15 protein-coding genes are annotated in these 21,915 nt (G+C 31.1%); 12 read left to right on the top strand and 3 right to left on the bottom strand.

The window, feature by feature from the left end:
* Positions 1-17: 17 nt before the first annotated feature.
* The 4 genes from RNZ46_RS15340 to RNZ46_RS15355 all read left to right on the top strand — a co-directional run bounded on the left by RNZ46_RS15340 (position 18) and on the right by RNZ46_RS15355 (position 4,226).
* Positions 18-1,067, top strand: a complete 1,050-nt coding sequence (locus tag RNZ46_RS15340; protein ID WP_316983049.1) for an EpsG family protein — start codon at positions 18-20, stop codon at positions 1,065-1,067.
* 128 nt (positions 1,068-1,195) lie between these two features.
* The gene (locus RNZ46_RS15345; RefSeq protein WP_316983050.1) at positions 1,196-2,062 is read left to right on the top strand and encodes a glycosyltransferase family 2 protein; all 867 of its coding nucleotides are present in this window, start codon (positions 1,196-1,198) and stop codon (positions 2,060-2,062) included.
* Positions 2,063-2,076: 14 nt separating this feature from the next.
* Entirely contained in the window at positions 2,077-3,084 is a 1,008-nt protein-coding gene (locus RNZ46_RS15350; protein WP_316983051.1) for a polysaccharide deacetylase family protein, read from the top strand.
* Entirely contained in the window at positions 3,081-4,226 is a 1,146-nt protein-coding gene (locus tag RNZ46_RS15355; RefSeq protein ID WP_316983052.1) for a glycosyltransferase family 4 protein, read from the top strand. Before RNZ46_RS15350 ends, RNZ46_RS15355 begins: the two co-directional genes overlap by 4 nt.
* 196 nt (positions 4,227-4,422) lie before the next feature.
* Here RNZ46_RS15355 and RNZ46_RS15360 read toward each other — a convergent pair whose 3' ends face one another.
* The 3 genes from RNZ46_RS15360 to RNZ46_RS15370 all read right to left on the bottom strand — a co-directional run bounded on the left by RNZ46_RS15360 (position 4,423) and on the right by RNZ46_RS15370 (position 11,349).
* The gene (locus tag RNZ46_RS15360) at positions 4,423-7,020 is read right to left on the bottom strand and encodes a T9SS type A sorting domain-containing protein (RefSeq protein WP_316983053.1); all 2,598 of its coding nucleotides are present in this window, start codon (positions 7,018-7,020) and stop codon (positions 4,423-4,425) included.
* 494 nt (positions 7,021-7,514) lie between these two features.
* Entirely contained in the window at positions 7,515-9,410 is a 1,896-nt protein-coding gene (locus RNZ46_RS15365) for a right-handed parallel beta-helix repeat-containing protein (RefSeq protein WP_316983054.1), read from the bottom strand.
* A gap of 265 nt (positions 9,411-9,675) precedes the next feature.
* Positions 9,676-11,349: a right-handed parallel beta-helix repeat-containing protein gene (locus RNZ46_RS15370; RefSeq protein ID WP_316983055.1), complete on the bottom strand. Its 1,674-nt coding sequence runs from the start codon at positions 11,347-11,349 to the stop codon at positions 9,676-9,678.
* Positions 11,350-11,809: 460 nt separating this feature from the next.
* Here RNZ46_RS15370 and RNZ46_RS15375 point away from each other — a divergent pair, with 460 nt between their 5' ends.
* From RNZ46_RS15375 to RNZ46_RS15410, 8 genes are all read left to right on the top strand, one after another.
* Positions 11,810-12,442: a sugar transferase gene (locus tag RNZ46_RS15375; RefSeq protein WP_316983056.1), complete on the top strand. Its 633-nt coding sequence runs from the start codon at positions 11,810-11,812 to the stop codon at positions 12,440-12,442.
* Between the two features lie 80 nt (positions 12,443-12,522).
* Positions 12,523-13,167 (top strand): acetyltransferase, encoded by a 645-nt coding sequence (locus tag RNZ46_RS15380; protein ID WP_316983057.1) that lies wholly within the window; start codon positions 12,523-12,525, stop codon positions 13,165-13,167.
* The gene (locus RNZ46_RS15385; protein ID WP_316983058.1) at positions 13,167-15,827 is read left to right on the top strand and encodes a peptidoglycan bridge formation glycyltransferase FemA/FemB family protein; all 2,661 of its coding nucleotides are present in this window, start codon (positions 13,167-13,169) and stop codon (positions 15,825-15,827) included. Before RNZ46_RS15380 ends, RNZ46_RS15385 begins: the two co-directional genes overlap by 1 nt.
* 304 nt (positions 15,828-16,131) lie before the next feature.
* Positions 16,132-16,968 carry a sugar-transfer associated ATP-grasp domain-containing protein gene (locus RNZ46_RS15390; protein WP_316985004.1) on the top strand — a complete coding sequence of 279 codons (837 nt, stop codon included), beginning with the start codon at positions 16,132-16,134 and terminating at the stop codon, positions 16,966-16,968.
* A gap of 3 nt (positions 16,969-16,971) precedes the next feature.
* Entirely contained in the window at positions 16,972-18,276 is a 1,305-nt protein-coding gene (locus tag RNZ46_RS15395; protein WP_316983059.1) for a phenylacetate--CoA ligase family protein, read from the top strand.
* A gap of 179 nt (positions 18,277-18,455) precedes the next feature.
* Positions 18,456-19,157, top strand: coding sequence for an acetyltransferase (locus tag RNZ46_RS15400; protein WP_316983060.1), 702 nt, complete (start codon positions 18,456-18,458; stop codon positions 19,155-19,157).
* 245 nt (positions 19,158-19,402) lie between these two features.
* Positions 19,403-20,449: a GNAT family N-acetyltransferase gene (locus RNZ46_RS15405; protein ID WP_316983061.1), complete on the top strand. Its 1,047-nt coding sequence runs from the start codon at positions 19,403-19,405 to the stop codon at positions 20,447-20,449.
* 256 nt (positions 20,450-20,705) lie between these two features.
* On the top strand, positions 20,706-21,914 hold the full coding sequence (locus tag RNZ46_RS15410; protein ID WP_316983062.1) for a GNAT family N-acetyltransferase: 1,209 nt from the start codon (positions 20,706-20,708) through the stop codon (positions 21,912-21,914).
* Position 21,915 lies beyond the last annotated feature (1 nt).

Raw genomic sequence — 21,915 nt, forward strand, 5'->3', positions numbered from 1 at the left:
ACATATATCATCATTTCATGTTATTTGTTTGTATAATAACTTTTTTTCATACTCTAGTTTTAAAGCCTATAGAGCCCAAAACATTTTCATTTAATAGAAATGCCGCATTATTTTTACTCATTACACTACTGATATATATTGGGTTTCGTCCCATACATGGTATATTTATTGATATGACTACCTATGCTCATATCTTTAAAAGGTATTTAAATGGTACTTATGTGATTGATAGCGATTACGGGTTCTCTTATTTTTTACTCTTTTGTACAAAAACCATGACATTGGAAATGTTCTTTTTTGTTTGTGCCTGTGTTTACATTATCCCGTTATATATAGCAAGTAGAAATTGGTTTCCCAAGCATTATTTTTTTGCATTTTTGCTTTTTGTTGGGTCTTTTTCTTTTTGGGCCTATGGGGTAAACGGGATTAGAAATGGCATGGCCACTTCTCTATTTGTGCTCGCCATGTCCTATTATAAAAAAAACACATCCTTAATGGTCTTGTTTTTTTTCTTGTCTTATTCTTTTCACACCAGTATGCTTTTGCCAATAGCTGCATTTTGCTGTACATTTTTCGTTACTGATACGAAAAAATATTATTTCTTTTATATATTATCTATTGCTCTTTCGGTAAGCATGGGTGGCATTTGGGAAAATATTTTTGCGAGTATCGGATTTGGAGATGACCGGTTTTCTACTTATTTAACATCGGCTAATTCTAGCACTAGTAAATTTGCATCGACAGGGTTTAGGTACGATTTTTTAATTTACAGCGCAGCTCCAATAATTTTATCTAGATATTACAAATACGTAAGTGGCTATAAAAGTGCTATTTACGACCATGTTTTACATACATACATTATTGCAAATGGGTTTTGGATTATGATTATTAGAGCAAATTTTTCTAATAGGTTTGCTTATTTGTCATGGTTCTTAATGGCTGTAGTTGTTATTTATCCATTATTAGATAAAAATATATGGACAAATCAATTTAAAAAAATAGGGTATGTAATTTTAATATATTACGCATTTACCTATGGTATGTTTATGTATTACGCTTTTAAATAAATTGTTATAACATAAAATATAGCAAATAACTTGATTTTATTGGTCTTTAACGAATAAATATGAGATAGAACTTAAGTGTTTTTATTTTAGCCTAACAAATTTATAAATAATCTACAAAAAAGTTGCTTATGGGAATTACTATTGGTCTTCCTTTTTATAATGCTGAAGATTACCTTGAGCTTTCGATAAAATCAGTATTTGCTCAAACATACACGGATTGGGAATTGATACTAATGGATGATGGTTCTACAGACAAATCTCTGGAAATTGCCAAATCAATTAATGATCCCCGAGTTCGTGTTTACTCAGATGGGAAAAACAAAAAACTAGCCGCAAGGTTAAACGATATAGTCGGTTTAGCAAAATATGAATACTTAGCCAGAATGGACGCCGACGACTTAATGTCTACTACGAGATTAGAAAAGCAATATAACTTATTAAAAAACAATCCCGGTCTTGATTTAATTAGCACAGGTACCGTGTCTATAGCCAATGACCTAACTTATCTAGGGTCAAGGGGTGCTGATGTATCAAATATATCTTTTATGGATTTGCTATTAAAAAGATCCTCCCCATTACATGCAAGTATTCTTGGAAGAACAGCGTGGTTTAAAAGAAATGCTTATAATGAATCTTTAAAAATTGCTCAAGATTATGATTTATGGTTAAGATCAAGTAAAAAAAATGATTTTAAACTAAAAATTATTTCAGACTTATTATATTATTACAGAGAAGAAAACAATGCGACCCCTAAAAAAGTATTGGCTGCATACAAAAATGAAAGGGTGATGTATAAAAAATATTCAGGCAATGCATTTTATATATTATGGCTAAAATCTAAGTTTAAATCAATAGTAGTTTCGGTTATAACATTTTTAAATAAAGAAGATATTTTATTGAAGAGAAGAAGTCATAATAATACAAATTCAACAGATAAAGACAACTATTTGTCCGAAGTTGAATTAATAAAAAAAACGAAACTACCAACCTATTAATGCAATAAACTAAAATGAATGGTAAATTTATTATTTCCTTAGACTACGAATTGCATTGGGGTGTTTTTGATGCACTACCTTTAAATGCTTACAAAAGTAATCTTTTAAATGTTAATGATGTTGTTACAAAGCTATTGGAACTAAGCGATAAATATGGTATAAAATTAACCTTTGCTACCGTTGGCCTACTTTTTGCCGAAAATAAAGCTGAGATAGAAAAGCATATGCCTGATTCTATACCCCTATATGATAATGAAAATTTAAATCCTTTTAAATTACTTGGTCATATAGGAAAAAATGAAAGTTTAGATACTATTCATTATGCAAAATCCGCTATAAATAAAATAAAATCCAATAACAATCATGAAATAGGTACGCATACATTTGGACATTATAATTGTTTAGCCCCGGGACAAAATACTGTAAATTTTAATTCTGATTTAGTTGCAGCTAAAAAAATTGCTAATAGTATAGGGGTTGAAATCAAAAGTATCGTATTTCCAAAAAACCAGGTGAATAAAAATTATCTAGAAGTCTGTAAAAAAAATGGCATTACCTCTTATAGAGGTAATGAAAACCACGTGTTATATAATCCTAATCCGAACCTAAAAGGTCTAAAAAAACATTTATTTATAATTTATAGATTTTTAAGATTATTAGATAGCTATATTAATATAAGTGGCTTTAACACCTACCCGATACAAAATTTAAAACCTAACGATTTAGGGCTAGTAAATTTACCATCTAGCAGGTTTTTAAGGCCTTATGTTCCTCGCTTATCAATTCTCGAAGGCTTCAAGTTACGAAGAATAAAAAAAGCAATGAAGCATGCCGCAATTAATAATGAGCTTTTTCATTTATGGTGGCACCCCCACAATTTTGGCGCTAATATGGATGAAAATTTCAAAAATTTAGAATTAATTTTTCAAGAATATACCTCTTTAAATAAAAAATTCAACTTTCAAAGTGATACTATGACAGGGCTTACAAATAAGATTTTAAATACAAGTGCGATTAAATGAAAAAAAAATTCCTAATAGTTTCTACAGTACCTACTACACTGAATTTCTTTGGTGGTCAAATAAATTTTTTAAATAAAACATTTGATGTGGAGTTGGTGTCGAGTCCTGATGATATGCTATATGGTATAGCCGAACGCGAAGGCGTTAATGCGCACGCCGTAAAAATGGTTAGAGAAATTTCACTTCTTAAAGATTTAAAAAGCCTATTTCAATTAATTGTTTTATTCAAAAAGCTTAAACCGCATATTGTACATGGTAATACACCAAAAGGTGGATTATTAAGTATGACGGCCTCATGGGTTGCGAGAGTACCTCGCAGAATTTATTATGTACACGGACTGCGTTACGAAGGAGATATAGGGTTTAAACGTAAAATCCTAAAAAATATTGAACGCTTATCATGTTATTTAGCAACAGATATAATTTCTGTTAGCCACGGTGTTAAAGAAAATATGGCTAAAGATAGTATCACTAGTAAAACACCTCATATTATTGGGAATGGCAGTGCAAATGGAATTAATCCTAACAAGTTTTCACGTGAAAACATTGAGCATGAAGGTTTAAAAGAAAAATATAATATATCTGAAACCGATTTATTATTTGGGTATGTAGGAAGACTCGTTGGAGATAAAGGTATTAATGAACTAATCACAGTATTTTCAGAACTTAATAAAACCTATAGTCACATAAAATTATTATTGGTTGGTTGGTATGAAGAATTACTGGATCCACTTAAAGTTCATATAAAACAAGAGATTATTAGCAATAATAATATCATTGCAGTAGGCGGTCAAGATGACGTAAGGCCCTTTTTGAACATCATGGATGTTTTTGTTTTTCCCAGCTATCGGGAAGGTTTCGGGGTCTCCATCATGGAGGCAGCGGCAATGGATTTACCAGTGATTTGCTCTAATATTTCTGGGTGTAATGAAATTATTATGGAAGGCTATAATGGTAAACTAGTAACCGCCAAATCTAAGGCGGAGCTATCCAACGCCATGGAACTTTTTATAAATAATCCAGAAAAGATTACAGAAATGAAGGGAGTTACCAGATCGTATGTACTAAAAAAATATAATCAAGAAACCGTTTGGAAAGAAGCTCTTAAAACTTATGAGACTATTAGTTTCCCTGATAAATAGAGCTAGTACTTAAAGGATTTTGCATTAATTCAGATAAACCAGTAAACTTATTTTTTGTTAGTCACAAAACTCTTTATCAAAATAAAAGATTTTATAATATTTTTAGGTATGTTCCAAATTTTGTCAAATTTGGTTTAATAGGAAAATCGCCTAAAAATTATATCTTTAGGCGATTTTGTATGTTCAATAATTAAAATTATTTAACAACAATCCTTTCCATTAATTTGCCTTTGTTAGTTTCAACTTCTACAAAATAAATACCATTTTTTAAGCTACTAACATCAATACTTAAATTTTTAACACTTAATACACGTTGTGTTAGTGCATTGTAAAAGTTAACTTGTATAAGTTCAGACCCTTTATTTAATGAAATTTTTAAAAAATCGTTTACCGGGTTGGGATATATTTTGAAACCGTTTTTCACTAGTTTATTTGTTTTTAAAGCAGCTTCACTAACCATTGCCGTTTTATTTGAACTCGAAAACCGTCCTGCTAAATTACAATCGTTGCTATAGCTGGCGGTCGCATCTTTTTTGGACCAGTTGGAAGCACTGTAGGAGGCGTTGTCCACCGAGATGCACTCCAATGCAGGATTGTAGCGGGCATCAAAATCAGTCATGCCCGAATTGCCTCCGTTGCGAATATCGAGGCTGGTCAGGTTGTTGTAATACCCATAGAAATTATCTAATAACCCGTTGTTGGTCAAGTCCAAAATCGCAATAGCGTTAAGGGCACAATGTAAATACTCAAGTAAAGGGTTGGCGCTCAAATCCAAACTGGTCAAGTCGTTCTTGGAGCAGCGTAGCCATGTCAAAAAAGTATTGCCGCTCAAATCTAGGCTGGTAAGCGCATTGTTCGAGCAGTTAAGCACCGACAGGTCTGAAAAAGCCTCTATCCCGGTTAAGTCGGCGATGTTCCTGTTGGCCACATCTAGAGAGGTCACCGTACTGATATTGGCGGTGGCCACATAATTATCCAAAACATCGTCGTAGCCCAGGTCTACCAAGGCCTGTTCAAAATTGTTGTCGGGCACATAGGTAAGGTCGATGGGTACGCCACCATCGCAATCGTTGCTATAGCTGGCGGTCGCATCTTTTTTGGACCAGTTGGAAGCACTGTAGGAGGCGTTGTCCACCGAGATGCACTCCAATGCAGGATTGTAGCGGGCATCAAAATCAGTCATGCCCGAATTGCCTCCGTTGCGAATATCGAGGCTGGTCAAGTTGTTGTAATACCCGTAGAAATTATCTAATAACCCGTTGTTGGTCAAGTCCAAACTCGCAATAGCGTTAAGGGCACAATGTAAATACTCAAGTAAAGGGTTGGCGCTCAAATCCAAACTGGTCAAGTCGTTCTTGGAGCAGCGTAGCCATGTCAAAAAAGTATTGCCGCTCAAATCTAGGCTGGTAAGCGCATTGTTCGAGCAGTTAAGCACCGACAGGTCTGAAAAAGCCTCTATCCCGGTTAAGTCGGCGATGTTCCTGTTGGCCACATCTAGAGAGGTCACCGTACTGATATTGGCGGTGGCCACATAATTATCCAAAACATCGTCGTAGCCCAGGTCTACCAAGGCCTGTTCAAAATTGTTGTCGGGCACATAGGTAAGGTCGATGGGTACGCCACCATCGCAATCGTTGCTATAGCTGGCGGTCGCATCTTTTTTGGACCAGTTGGAAGCACTGTAGGAGGCGTTGTCCACCGAGATGCACTCCAATGCAGGATTGTAGCGGGCATCAAAATCAGTCATGCCCGAATTGCCTCCGTTGCGAATATCGAGGCTGGTCAAGTTGTTGTAATACCCGTAGAAATTATCTAATAACCCGTTGTTGGTCAAGTCCAAACTCGCAATAGCGTTAAGGGCACAATGTAAATACTCAAGTAAAGGGTTGGCGCTCAAATCCAAACTGGTCAAGTCGTTCTTGGAGCAGCGTAGCCATGTCAAAAAAGTATTGCCGCTCAAATCTAGGCTGGTAAGCGCATTGTTCGAGCAGTTAAGCACCGACAGGTCTGAAAAAGCCTCTATCCCGGTTAAGTCGGCGATGTTCCTGTTGGCCACATCTAGAGAGGTCACCGTACTGATATTGGCGGTGGCCACATAATTATCCAAAACATCGTCGTAGCCCAGGTCTACCAAGGCCTGTTCAAAATTGTTGTCGGGCACATAGGTAAGGTCGATGGGTACGCCACCATCGCAATCGTTGCTATAGCTGGCGGTCGCATCTTTTTTGGACCAGTTGGAAGCACTGTAGGAGGCGTTGTCCACCGAGATGCACTCCAATGCAGGATTGTAGCGGGCATCAAAATCAGTCATGCCCGAATTGCCTCCGTTGCGAATATCAAGGCTGGTTAGGTTGTTGTAATCGCTATATAAAACAGTTAGTCCAGAATTATTAGATAAATCTAAACTATTAATATTATTAAAACCACAATCTAAATAATTTAAACTTAAATTATTACTCAAATCTAATGTAGTTATTTTATTAAAGGCACATGATAAAGTATTAAGTGAAGAATTGTTGCTAACATCTATTGTACTAATATCATTAAAAGAACAATTTAAACTTGTTAATCCTACAAACGCTTCAATACCCGTTAAGTCCGAAATATTTTTAAATCTTAAATCTAAGTAAGTAATGCCATTTATGGTACTTGTCTGAACGTAGTTATCTAAAACATTATCATAGCCCAAATCGATCAGGGCTTGCTCAAAATTATCATCGGGAATATAAGTTTGCTGAGCATAAATGGTAAAACTGATAACTAAAGTGGCTAAAAAACAATAAAGATTTCTCATTAAAAACTATTTACATTAATATGAATTTTGGCTGCGAATATATTAAAAATCAATAGCTTAACAAAAATATAAAAGATAAAAAAAACGCAATAACTACAATTAAAAAAGTAAAATTCAATTTATTGTGACAGTTTATTTACAATAACAAAAAATCATAAGATTTTTAATCAAGTTTATTAAGATAAAACTATATAAATTCTAAAATAAATAGACAAAATTAATATTATGCTTTTTGTAAGTTTATTGAACTATTGAATTGTCTTTATACATATAAAAATAATTGAGACTTTTTAAGAAAGTCCCAATTAACATGGAAACATTAAACGATACAGGTTCAATTTACTACTACGATACTTAATCATTGATTGCTGAACTTATCAAATATACCACTTTATTAAGCTAAATTTTACCCACCTTGATTTTGTAGTTATTAGACGTAAAAAAAGCCCAGTTAAAGAACTGGGCTGAATATAAGTTTTTTTATTTTGATAGTCCTATTGATTTACACTATTATTTGTAAGATTGATATTGTGCGAATCTATAACCTCAAAGTCTGTATTACTTTTACTGTTTTTAACTGTTATATTTTTACTATTATTTATATAAAGAGGAAAATTATTTGAACTAGTTACAAATTCGCAATTGTCAAAGGTTAATTGATTTGTGGTTAATGCACTACCATTGTTAATACTTCTAAGATTAAGTGGTCTATTTGTAACTTCAATGTACTCGTCTGAAATAATTACATTATTGATAGAGCCATTTGGCATCGGATTAATCCCATAACTCACGTCCAGTGTGCTTATATATTTATTGCCAGAAATTTCGCTGTCTGACAATGACATGCCAAGTTGTAATCCAGTAACACAATCTTCAATTATATTATTTTTTACAACTTGATTGTAACCTGATAACTTTATACCATCTCTATATCCTTTAATTTTATTTCCTGTGATGGTATAATTATAATTAAATTCGATATTGTTTCTTACAAATGACTGGATATTAATAGCAAACGAAATATCAGGCGACCGCGCTTCAAAAGTGTTGTTTCTAATTATGGCATTATTAGCTGCAAAATTAGCGACCCATTTATCAAAATAATTATTTTCTATCAGCACGTTTGTTACGGTATAAATATCAATATCTCCAGCTGCATTTCCTCTGAAGCTACAATTTCTAATTATGACATCATCAATTTTATTAATTTCATTCATAGTTCCATCATCGTTAATATACCTCAAGGCTTCTAAGTCTATACCATAACGCGGTGCTGTACCAGCACTACTAAAAATTTTATTGCCGTTAGCATCATAAGCTTGTTCTCCCTTTCCTGTATCATTAATTTCACAATTCTCAATAATAACGCCAACGGCATCAATAATCGCGATATTATTTCTTCTGCACTCTGAAATATGGCAATTTTTTATTATAATATTCTCACTTGTTCTTGTTCCGGGTTTTAAACTGCCGTCTGGATCCCTAATGGTTTCTGAATGCACTTGAATGCCCTCACCAATAGCATCTTTTATATTTACACCATCTATGACCGTATTATGGGATCCAATCACCCAAATGAGGTGTCCATAACCATGCTCATCACGATTAACTCCTGCAATATCATTAATTGGTGTGTAATCATGCTCCCAGCGATCTCCAATCAAATTACCTCCAGATATAATTGCATCATCTGTAACCATAGTGGTTATTAAAGCATATGCTGGAAAATGTGTAGGCTGAACTCTAAGATAAGTTTCCGAATTCATTTTAAAATGGAAGTTCGACGGTATTCTAATTGATCTGTCCCAACTATATTTTCTATTGGCTTTATTTGCTTCTACATTAAAGTAAGCATCAATTTTATTTAGTTCAAAAACATTGGCACCTAAACCATTAACCAGCTCAATGGCCTTATTAATGTTTTTTCTATTCTGTAATGAAATTTCTTTCGTTGTTTTTCCTTCAACAATATTCCACTTTTTGGGATCAAAACCATAAGTGGCATTTCTTAAACTAACGTCACCAGAAATTTCTAAAGAAATATTTAACAGGTCTCCAGCAATAGTCCCACCTGAAAAAATCAATGTCCCATTTTTTATCTCACCACCTTCATATAAAACATCTGTATTTTCAGGTAGGGTTATGGTTTCTCCTTCTAAATCTAAAGAGCAATTGATAACGACTGTTGAATTAGCATCAATACTATTTAGTGTAAATCCACAAGCTAAATTTGTATCAACTGCATCTGGATCTTCAGGTAACTCATCATCTGGTTCTACAACAACTTCTTCAGATGGTTCAATAAATAGTTCTTCTTTATTACAAGACCATGTAAAAAGAAATAAAAATAACGTAACAATTAAAATTGCGGGCTTTGTAGGTAAATTCATAATAATATTAATTTGGGGGGGGGTAATTAAATTAGAGCAAATATAAGTTAGATATTTATAATAATCGTTTAAACGATAAATTTATTCGATGTAATGCCGAAAAAAATAATTAATTTTCGATGAAAAGCGATTTTAATCGATTAAATGATTTTGTGAAAAATAAAAAAAAGCACTTAGAGAAGCCAATATTGAAATATCATAAAAAAAGTAGGTTAAAGTAATAGTAATTGGAAGAGGTGCATGCCTCTCCCAAATACTTTAAATATTATAAGTTTGTTTGATTGTTTATTAAAACTATATTCTCTGAATCTATAATTTGGAAGTCAGTATTACTTCTGTTACTTTCAAACTTAATGTTTTTTGTTGCCTTAATAAGCATTTTAAAATTCGAGTTAGCCGTGTTAAACAAACAATTAGTAAAAGTAACTTGCTCGGTATTAGATACACTATTATTTAAAAGGACATTGAAGTTGATTGGTCTATTTTGTACCTCAATAATTTCATCTTTAATAGTTACGTTGTCTAAATTTTGACAATTATAAAAGTTTTTGTATCCATAACTGAGGTTGAGATTACTAGTTATTTGATTATCTCTAAATGTACTATTCACCAAATCATTAATTAAAAAAATACCAGTGGTACAATTTAAAATGGTATTATTTGACACTAGCTGATTCAATCCAGCTACTCTAATACCTATACCATAATTTTTTATAATGTTATTTACAATTACATAGTCATGATTTAGCTCTTCACCCAAAGAAGTTATAAATGAATTAATTCCTATAGCAAAGAAAGATGGGTCTCTAGATTCAAACGTATTATTTCTAATTGTTACGTTATGTGAAGCTTTATTAGCTACCCATTTATCAAAATAATTGTTTTCTATTATAACATTGCTCGCAGTATAAACTACAATGTCTCCAGCTTCATTGCCTGTAAAATTTGAATTTTTAATAAACACCCCTTCAATTAAGGCTGTTTCGTTTAGCGTACCATCCTCGTTCCGTGTTCTAATTGATTCCAAATCAATGCCATATCTTGGTGCAGTACCGGAACTACTGTAAATTTTAGATCCACTAGCGTCGTATTGTTGTTCTCCTTGACCTGTATTTGTTATATTGCAATTGTCAAAAGTAATATTTCTACCATCAAGAATGCTTATACCATTTCTTCTACATTCATCAATATTGACATTACGAACAATGACATTATTTACTTCTCTTGTGCCGGGCATCAAAGAACCATCATTATTCCTAAGTGTTTCTGAGTGAAAAACAATACCATCACCGGTGGCGTTGCTTAGGTTCACGTTGTCTACAATAACATTATGAGAGCCAATAATCCATATCAAATGACCCCATCCATGTTCATCTCGCTTTACTCCAGCAGCATCTGTAAATGGCGAATAATCATGCTCAAATCTGTCTCCCACTAAATTACCTCCGCTTATCTTAGAATTATCGGTTAAATATGTTGTCATCAACGTATAAGTAGCAGCAGCATTTGGTTGCACCCTCAAATAAGTATCATCACTCATTTCTAAATGAAAATCTGATGGTATTTGTATTGAACCACCAGCATTTTCTACTCTCCCTATTTTATTTACATCCACTTTAAAATAAGCATCCATGGCCCCTATCTTCATAGTGTTTATATTTATTTCTTTTAATTTAGTCATGATTGAGTTGAGTATCTCTTTGTTTTTTAAAGCCACTTCATCAGATACTACACCTTGAACAATGCCCCAACGTTGTGGGTTAAAAGTAAAAACAGGATCTTGAATTCCTGATGTTGTGTTTTCTAAAATATCCTCAGTGTTTTCAACTTGAGCTTCAAGAAATAAATCCTCATTATTACAGGATACTAAATAAGGGATGAAAAACATTAATAATAAAATATTAATCTTTTTAAATTGTGTTGTTAAAAAATTTTGCATTATTTTGAGAGTTATTTATTAATATAATTTTTAAGATTTGTTAAAGTTTAGAGGTATATACGACCAAGTGTCACTTTTAGACGTTAAAAATTTTCGATTTGCAAATATAATTCAGAAAATGGCATTACAACTAAATTGTTAATAACTATTAGAAAATCACCTAGTTACAGTGTAAAATCACTGTTTTCAGATGTAAATTCTTATGTTCTGCAAACAATTTTAACATTGTTTTATATTTTCACCACTCAATTTTCTAAAGAATCTTGACGTTTTTGATAAAAAAATTATCAAAAAAGCATCACTTTTTACGCTTAGAAAAGGAGGTTAATGTGTCTCACCGATAAAATAATTAGGATAAACGGAATTTTAATGTGATAAACCAATACTATAAAAGATAATTTTATATTTGATTTATTTTTAACTCATACGCATTGAAATTTTATAACCTACCGCGCTTCTAATGACTTATAAATCGACATTTAAACCCATTTTAGACTTTCTAATTTCAATAGTATTAATTACACTGCTTTCGCCTATAATACTTATTACTACAATTTTACTTTGGTTTGCAAACTCCGGAAAGCCTTTTTTTCTTCAAAAACGACCTGGAAAAAACGAAAAAATTTTTAATATTATCAAGTTTAAAACCATGACAGACAAAACAGATATTGATGGTAAGCTCCTTCCTGATTCAGATAGATTAACTTCTATTGGAAAATTTGTTAGAAAAGCGTCAATTGACGAGATACCTCAATTATTTAATGTTTTAAAAGGCGATATGTCCATTATTGGCCCTCGACCCTTATTGCCACAATATTTACCCTATTATACTAATGAAGAACGAAAACGACATCAAGTAAAACCTGGTATTACTGGTTTAGCGCAAGTTAATGGAAGAAATTATTTAGATTGGGTTCCCAGATTAAAACTTGATGTGGAATATGTAAATACCGTTTCATTTAAAGTGGATTTTAATATTTTGGTGAAAACAATATATAAAGTGCTGGCCTCAAAAGATGTTGCGATTGATGCCACCAAATCCCAACCTTATTTAGATGAAATGCGTCGAGAGCAAATAAATAATAAAGTGTAAATAAGGATAATAATTCGTGTACAGCTAATTATTAATTAAATCATTATTTTTAAAAAGAATTCCAGAATGAAAACCTGTTTATGATTAATTTAAAAGAAAACAATAAAGTACGAATTTATGGAGCTGGCGGTCATTCGCAAGTTATAAAGGAAGTTTTGCAAGAAAATAATTTTAATGTTATTGAAACTTTTGACGATAACCCTTCGGGAAGCCACCATGCATCTAAAAATGTTGTTATGGGTGCTAGAGGAGATTTAAAAAAATTCCCTCATAATGGACCTCCAGTAATCATAGCGGTAGGTATAAACTCAGATAGGGCCGAAATTGCTGGCTTTTTAAAGTGTAAATATGGAAAAGCGATACATAAGTCGGCAATTATTTCCTCGACTTCAAAAGTTGGAGAAGGCACTGTAGTTTTTGCTGGAGCAATTATACAACCCAACACAACCGTTGGTAAACATGTAATTGTTAATACTGGTGCTAGTATTGACCACGATAATGTTATTGGTGATTTCGCACATATATCGCCAAAAGCTGCTCTATGTGGTCATGTTGAAGTTGGTGAAGGCTCACATGTGGGTGTCGGAGCCGTTGTGATTCCAAAAGTAAAAATAGGAAAATGGTGCACTATTGGAGCTGGCACCATAGTTATCAGGGATATACCCGATTATTGTACTGTTGTAGGTAACCCTGGAAAAATAATTAAAAGAAACATGCCAAAGTAATGTTTAGAGACTCTAAAAAAATATCAGATATTTCCTTTATTGGTTCCGGAATTTCGGCATCATTTACTATTTTAAATTTTCTTGACCTCATTAAAAATAGTCCAAAATTAAAAAACAGAATATCAATAAATCTTATTGATAAATTCCCTGAATTTCATACAGGTATTCCTTACGGAGACAGATCTGGTTCAACAACACTCTTGATAACATCGTTGAGAAATTTTTTGCCAGAACCTGAACTTAATAAATTCATACTATGGTTAGATGCAAATAAAGAATGGCTTTTAAAGGAATTTAAAAATGAAGGCGGCATTTTGTCTGAAAAATGGCTAGCTAAAAATAGAGTTGCTATACAAAATAACAAATGGAAAGATCTTTTTATTCCTCGTCGATTTTTTGGCTACTATATTAATGAAATGGTTGAAAGCAACATAAGGGATTTAACAAATACAAATGCCATTAAAGTTAATTACATAACTGCAGAAGTTTTAAACCTAAGTAAAAAAAACAACACCTACACCATTACTTTAGGTAACAACAAGCAAATTTTATCAGAAAAGGTTATACTATCGGTAGGCTCATTACCTGTAAACAACCTATGGAAAAATGAAGCTTTAATTGAAGAACAAAACTTAATGTTTGTCAACACTCCTTATGAACCTAAACTTGAAGTTACGCTAAAAAATGTTAATCGGTTTACAAAAAACAGATCTCACAAAGAAACTAATGTACTAATAATTGGTGCCAATGCAAGTGCACTCGAAATACTGTATAAGTTAAATGATGTTTCAAATGCTGGTGATTATATCCCAAATAATTTTGTGTTTTTATCTACTCAGGGTAGAGCTCCGGATGCCGTAATTGATAAAAAAAGGAAAAAGGACTTTAAACCGATTCATTTAATTGAACTTCAAAATGCAAACTCTTTAACTGCAGAATCTATAGCAGAAGCTACATTTAAAGATATTAATTTATCCGATGATATTAAACTAGGTGCGGCATCTACGGTGGATATTATATCATCAGCTTTTGGCAGATTATTGGAGAAACTTAACGAATCGGAACTTGAAAAATTTGCCTGTTTTTATGGTAACGAAATAGGAAAAAAACAACGTTGCGCGGGTGTTCACTACTCCAATACCATAGAAATGCTTAAAATGGACAAGCGTTTTGAGCATATTGCCGGTAGGTTTGTTGATCTAGAAAAAAAGAATAACAATTACTTTTTAAAATATCTGGACACGAACACAGGGGAAACTAAAACATACAACAAAGAATTCAATTTAATATTTAATTGTATTGGAGGCAAAAACCTAACGCAAAACGACGTACCAAAATTAATTTTAAATTTAATAGAGAATGGCTATTGTAAACCAAACAAGTCTAAAATAGGATTTCATGTTAACCACAATTTTGAAGCATCAAGTAACTTACACGTTATGGGACCTTTGTTAGCAGGTAATGTAATTGATAATAAAGCTGTTTGGCATGTTGAACATTGTGGAAGAATAATTTCGATATCTCAAATACTTGCTAAAAACATTCACAATTACTTTCTGGAAAAAGATAATAATGTTGAAATTTCTCAAACTAAAATTAATTGCAAAGAAAAAGAAAGCAAAAAGGCATACTTTGAAGCAATAACCAACAAAACAGATTGGGATGCTTTTTTAAATAATATCGAGTCTTATGACTTTTACCATACCTACGATTATCATAAATTATCGGCATCAGAAACCGAAACGCCCATACTCTTAAAATATGTAAATAAAGAAGTTCAAATAGGTTTACCGCTTTTGATACGAAACATACCAAATTCTGATTATAAAGATGCTACTTCCGTTTATGGTTATGTTGGGCCAATATCCAAAGGTGTAAACGCATCTTTTGACAATTTTAAATTTTCAAAAGGGATAACCAATTATTTTAATAATAATAATATAATCTCTGTTTTTTCCAGGTTAAATCCTTATATAGAATTCCAGCATGCTATACTAAAGAATTTTGGAGAAATTGTTCCGCAAGGCAAAGTGGTAAACATAGATCTTAGTTTGGACTTGGATTCGCAAAGGAAAAACTATAGAAACCGACTTAAAACCCATATTAATAAAGCAAGAAGATTGTGCACTGTAAAAGCATCCTCTAGCCATAAAGATTTACAAAAATTTATTGAACTGTATAATGAAAATATGGATCGAGTAAATGCTAAAAAATACTATTATTTTAGTAAAGCTTATTTTGAAAATATTCTAAAAAGTAACGATTTTGAAACCACTATTTTATCGGTAATAGATAACGAATCGGGAGAAGTTATTGGCGCCAGCATGTTTATTGCTACTAATTCCATATTACAATATCATTTATCCGGATCTAAAAACGAATATTTACATTTAATGCCTACAAAATTATTGATTGATGAGATGAGAATAATCGCCAAAGAAAAAGGCTGCTTTAATGCTTTTAACTTAGGTGGTGGTTTAGGCGGTAGAGATGACGATTCATTATTTCATTTTAAATCGTCGTTTTCAAAAGATTTCAAACAGTTCAATTTATGGAAATTTGTCGTTAACCAAGAAATTTATGATGAGCTCGTAGAAATTCATAAAGTAAATGCCAATACAGATTATTTTCCAAATTACAGGTCTAATGAAATAATCTAAAAAAAAAATTGGTTGTTTCTAAATAGAGCCGATTATACATTTTGGGTTTAAGTGATTATATTGTAGTCGTATTTAAATAAAACAATAAAATGTTATCAAGAATTAAAAATCTAAATGTATTCTTAAAAGACCCGGACAAAAAAAAAAATTAAAAATAATCAAAGAAGTTATTCATTTTTCGTGGATAAAGAAAGCCCTACCAACCGATTATTTTAGAAAGTATTTGTATCGAAATGATGTGACTGATTACGCAAGTTATTTATCATATAAGGAATATAATAGTATATTGTCTTCCAAACAATTAGTGTTTCCAGAAATATCTTCTATACTAAATAATAAATTAAGTTTTAGTTTAATGTGCCAAACAAATAAAATTAAAACTCCTGAATTGTTTAGTTATCACGTAAAAAACACATTTTATTTTAACGATAAAATCTTTGTGATAAAAACCGAAAATGATCTTTTAAATTTTTTTAAAAACGTTTTCAAAACACTAAAAATTGATGCGCTTTTTTTAAAACCTATTCAAGGTATTGGAGGGCAGCATTGTATCTTATTAAAAAAAAACAATGCAAAAGCGCAAATACAACTTGCAAAAAAAACACTTTTAAAGGCTAGTTATTTACATCAAGAGTGTATTAAACAACATGCTGAAATAAACAAAATACACGCTAAATCCATAAACACATTAAGATGTGTTACATATATTGATAAAGAAGGTAAAACACAGATTATTTCAATGTTCATGCGATTTGGTATTGGAAATAGTGTAACCGACAACGTAAGCAGTGGTGGTTTTTATGTTGCGGTAAATACCGAAACAGGGGTTTTACAAGGTCAAGGAAGGCAAAGTGTTGTAATGGGCGGCCAAGTGTTTTACAACCATCCAAATTCAAATTTTAAACTGGATGGCTTTAAAATTCCGTATTTTAAAGAAGCTTGTGAACTGGCTAAAAACGCAACTTTATACTTTCCTAGTAGAATTATAGGTTGGGATATTGCCATAACCCCCTCTGGTCCTATTATTATTGAAGGAAATCACAATCCGGATTTACAAATTTCAGATACTGCATACGGCGGTTATTGCAAAAGCCCTATTATAAAAGAAATTTTAAAGGACATTAATACTACATCTGCGTAAAATATGTTATTATTTACAAACCCAAGGTTATTTGCTTTTAATGTATTTGACATCTTTAATGGAAATAAAAAAAGAAAACAATTAAATGATGTGAAAACTATTATTGATAACACTTCGGCAAAATATCTTCATTACAAGACAAATAAATACCTTTCAGAAGTTTTAAACCATGCCTGTACTACTACACCTTTTTATAAAAAATTTGCGGGTACTAAAAACTTAGAAGATTGGTCGGTAATTAATAAAAATATAATCAAAGGTAATTTTAACGAATTTGAATCTTATACATATAAAAATCTTAAAAAAATCACGGTAAAAACAAGTGGTTCCACAGGAACGCCATTTATACTATACCAAGATGTTAATAAAACAAACCGCAATGAAGCAGATAATTTATATTTCTCTCAAAAAGCAGGTTACACTATTGGTAATAAGCTTTATTACTTTAGGCTGTGGAATGCATTTCACAAAAAAAGCTTTTTTGCTAAATGGGCACAAAATATAAAGCCCATAGATGTATTTGATTTAAACAACACTTACATTGAAAAGTTAATAACAGATTTAAAAAAAAACAAATCACCGAAAAGCTGGATAGGCTATGCTTCAGCATTCAATCAAATTTGTAAATATTTAAATAATATTAACTCAGAGCCCATAAATTGTAATATAAAATCTGCAATAGCAATTTCCGAAAGCTTATCCCCTAACACAAAAAAAGATTTAAAAAAATTTTTTAATGTTGATACCGTATCGAGATATTCAAACGTTGAAAATGGCATTATAGCTCAACAACTTCCTAATAACTCTTACTTCGAAATCAATACAGCAAGCTATTATGTTGAGGTTTTAGAACTTAATTCAAATATGCCGGTAAAACTTGGTGAAAAAGGTAGAATTGTAATTACCGATTTGTTTAATTACTGTATGCCAATGATACGATACGATACTGGAGACATTGGATGCATGGGTCATGCAGATGATAAGCTTGTTTTAACACAAATTGAAGGCAGGAAAATTGATTCAATAACAAATACTGAAGGTGAAATAATATCCAATAATCTACTTTTATTAATTAATAAATATCATGAATTAAATCAATGTCAACTCATTCAGAAAACAAGAAGAGAATATGTTTTCAAAATAAATATTGACGGAAAATTCAAAAATGAAAAACAGTTTATTAACGAGTTTAAATCGCATTTAGGAAAAAATGCCATAATAAACATAAACTATGTTAAAGAAATCCCGTTGTTAGCATCTGGGAAAAGAAGAGTTATGGTAAATGAATATAATAAAAGCCTAATGTAAATAATTTTAAAATAGTTATGGGTAAGAAAGAGCTTTATTTATAGAAAAAAAATTATTACTTTCATTGAGTGATTACTTAACTTTTAACCCTAAACATAGAAGAGTTTTATATGAAATGAGTACAAAAAATCTAAAGAATTTTACAGGCGTATATATTACATAAAAAACAATCGATTATTTTGAAGACTTTTAATAAACAGAATATTGTAATTATTGGCGCATCTGGACATGCCAAAGTTATCATAGATATAATTGAAAAATTAAACCATTTTACTATTGTTGGTTTAATCGATTCCTATAAACCTATCGGAACTCAAATATTTGATTATATGGTATTGGGTAGAAAAGAGGATGTTCCTTTGTTAAAAAAAACATATAACTTTAATAAAGGTATTATAGCCATAGGTGATAATTGGGCACGTAAAATAAATTATGAAAAGTTGACCACTATCGATCCGGATTTTGAATTTATAAGTGCTGTTCACCCTAATGCGATTATTGGCAAAAACGTAAGTATTGGCATGGGTGCGGTTATCCTTGCAGGAGTTATTATTAATAGTGATGCTATTGTTGGTGACTTTTGTATTATTAATACCAAAGCATCACTTGGGCATGATAGTCAAATAAAAAAATACTCAAGCTTAGGACCAAATGCTACAGTTGGTGGTCATGTATCTATTAAAACCTGCACTTATATTGCTATGAGCGCTACTATAATACAAAGCATTAAAATTGGTAAACATTCCATTGTAGGTTCTGGAGCTCTAATTGTTAGAGATGTGCCAGATTTTAATATGGTTTATGGTGTACCCGGAAAATTTATTAGAAAAGTAGCTAAAGCCGAAAAATACTTTTATCATAAAAATAATACTAATACATAACTTTTCTCGTACAAAAGAATTTTACCAAACAATTAAGTAAACTCATGATAAAAAGCAACCCTTTTTTTTCTTTAATCTTTATTAAAATATGGCATAGACATTTTAATACTGAAAAACCATTATATAGTTTTAATTTTATTAAAAACATTTCTTTTTATAAACCTAGCCCCTTCCCCTTATTTATCAATTCAGGTAAAAACTTAACTAAAGGAGTTTCATATAATTTAGATACCGAAAACGGAGAAATGGATTTTAAATCCAAATGTTTTTTAATCTATGATGTTCCGAAATTTTTTAATGTTAATACAACCAGCAGTAACAAAAACCTAAAAGTAAAGAAAGTAAAACAATACCCTGGTTTTTTAGTCCAATTGGGAAAACATAACGACTTCAACACGTACTTTAAGTCAACTTTCAGCAAAAGTAGTGTCCAAAAATTTAGAAGATACAATCGGCGTTTGGAACATTGTTTTTCAATTACCTATAAAATGTATTATGGTGATATTGACAAAAAGGAATACGATTTCGTTTTTAGCTACTTTAATACATTATTAACCAAAAGATTTGATGATAAGCAAATAACAAACAACAATTTAAACCCAAAGGAATGGGATTTTTATTACGATGTGGTTTATCCCTTAATTTTAGAAAAAAAAGCCTCTCTTTTTGTTATCTATAATGATGGGGTTCCTATTACCGTTCGTTTAAACTATTTTTCTGAAGATATTATTTTTGATGCCATAACCGTTTTTGATATAGATTATAGCAAGTTTCACATTGGAAAAATTTCCATAATGAAAATATTGGAATGGGCTTTTGAAAACGATTTTAAAGTCTTTGATTTTACAAAAGGATATTTCGACTACAAAGTGAAGTGGAGTGATTTAAAGTACGATTTTGAATATCATATTTATTACGACTCAAAATCCATAATTGCTACGTTAACAGCTCATTTTCTTAATTCGTTTTTTCAACTAAAACAATATTTAAGAGAAAAAGATTTCAACACTAAACTGCATAAACTTTTGTTTTTTATTAAAAAAAACCAAAGCAATAATGCTGTTAGCTACAACATAAAACCAATTATTAAGAGTGAGGAATATAAATATGAAAAAACAGAAGAAATTGATATAAACAAATCTAAAAACTCTTTTTTAAAAAAGATAGTTTTCGATTACCTGTATACAAGTTCAGAAAACCTGAAACATATCAATTTATTTAAATGCAACACCGCTCCCAATACGTATGTTTTAATAGGTGGTAAAGAACCTCAAGTAATTACCTGCGTTTAATCTAAAAAAACTACAATCACTCCTCAGTAAAACAAACATATAATTAAGCTACAGAAGTAACACTTCTGTTTTATTAATTTATAAATAGGAAAATTTTTACTTTTTATAACCTCACTTGGTCAATTATTATTACTTTTTATCTATTAAAGAGTAACACTAAACTTTATAATAATTACCTTTAAAATTTAAAAGCAACTTTTATTTTTTAACGTTATTTTACCAAAAAATTACTACTTAGTTTTCAATTAAAATATTAATGATAAAAAAAATACTTAATGTTGGACATCACAGCTTTAATTTTTTTGAAAACAGAAAACTACCTGATTTTTATACTGCAATTCTATATAACGATGGTGTTAAAGATTTGATTTTTAAGGAATTTGAAAGCGCTAAAGTGTTAAGTGAGAATAAGTTACATCGCGTTTACAATATTCCTCCTTATCTGGACTTATTGTTAGATAATACCAATACCTATCGTAAAATAACACTTCCAGAAATAGATAAAGGCTTACTGGTGGACATTAGCAAGTTTACTACCATTGAAGATTATACGGCAAAACAATTTAACTCTAGAAAAAGAAAGCAAATGCGGTCTGCTTTAAAACGGGTCGAGACTTGTTTTAATATTGAGTATAAATTTTATTTTGGAGAAATAAACAAAGAGCACTATGATTTTTTATTAAAAACGGCGCGCACCTTTATAAAGCGAAGGTTTGAACAAATAAATAAAAATCATTTTATTCTTGCTCAGTGGGATTTAATTAATGACAATTTGTATTCTTTAATTTTAGAGAAAAAAGCCTCTGTTTTTGTGATTTATGACAATGACAAGCCTATCAATATTTGTTTTAGTTATCATTTTAATAAAATAACAAAGAATAAATTTGCCAGCTACGATATAGATTATGCAAAATTTAGCCTCGGAAGCATTGACTTATACAAACAATTGGAATGGAATATCAACAAAGGTTTTAAAATTTTTGACTTGGCCATGGGTGCATCAAAATACAAATTTAAATGGTGCAATAGTCACTATGATTTAAAGCATGATTTAATTGTAGAAAAAAAATCGGTTGTCAGTAATCTTTTGGGGGTGCTAATGTATGGCTATCTAAAAATAAAATTTCATGTTTTCAGGTATTACTACAAACACCCAAACAATAAGTTGCTCTTTTTTTTAAATAGGTTTATACCAAGCCCAACAAATGATAGTAAAAGCAATGAGGTAAACCCTATAAAAATTGAATCAAAAATTATTAAAGTTTTAGATTTTAAAACGCTTAACCTAAAAAAAATAGATATTGAAACCAAAACTTATGCATTTTTAAGGAAACCATTTTACGATTTTTTACACGCTAACCCGGAGTTGAAAAACAACGTATTGATTTATAAATTGCATAATGAAGACAATAGCTATATTATAAAGGGAAAGAATAAGATTCAAAAGCTTATAATTATTAAATAGA

It is taken from the genome of Hwangdonia lutea (genome assembly GCF_032814565.1).
GTDB lineage: Bacteria > Bacteroidota > Bacteroidia > Flavobacteriales > Flavobacteriaceae > Hwangdonia > Hwangdonia lutea.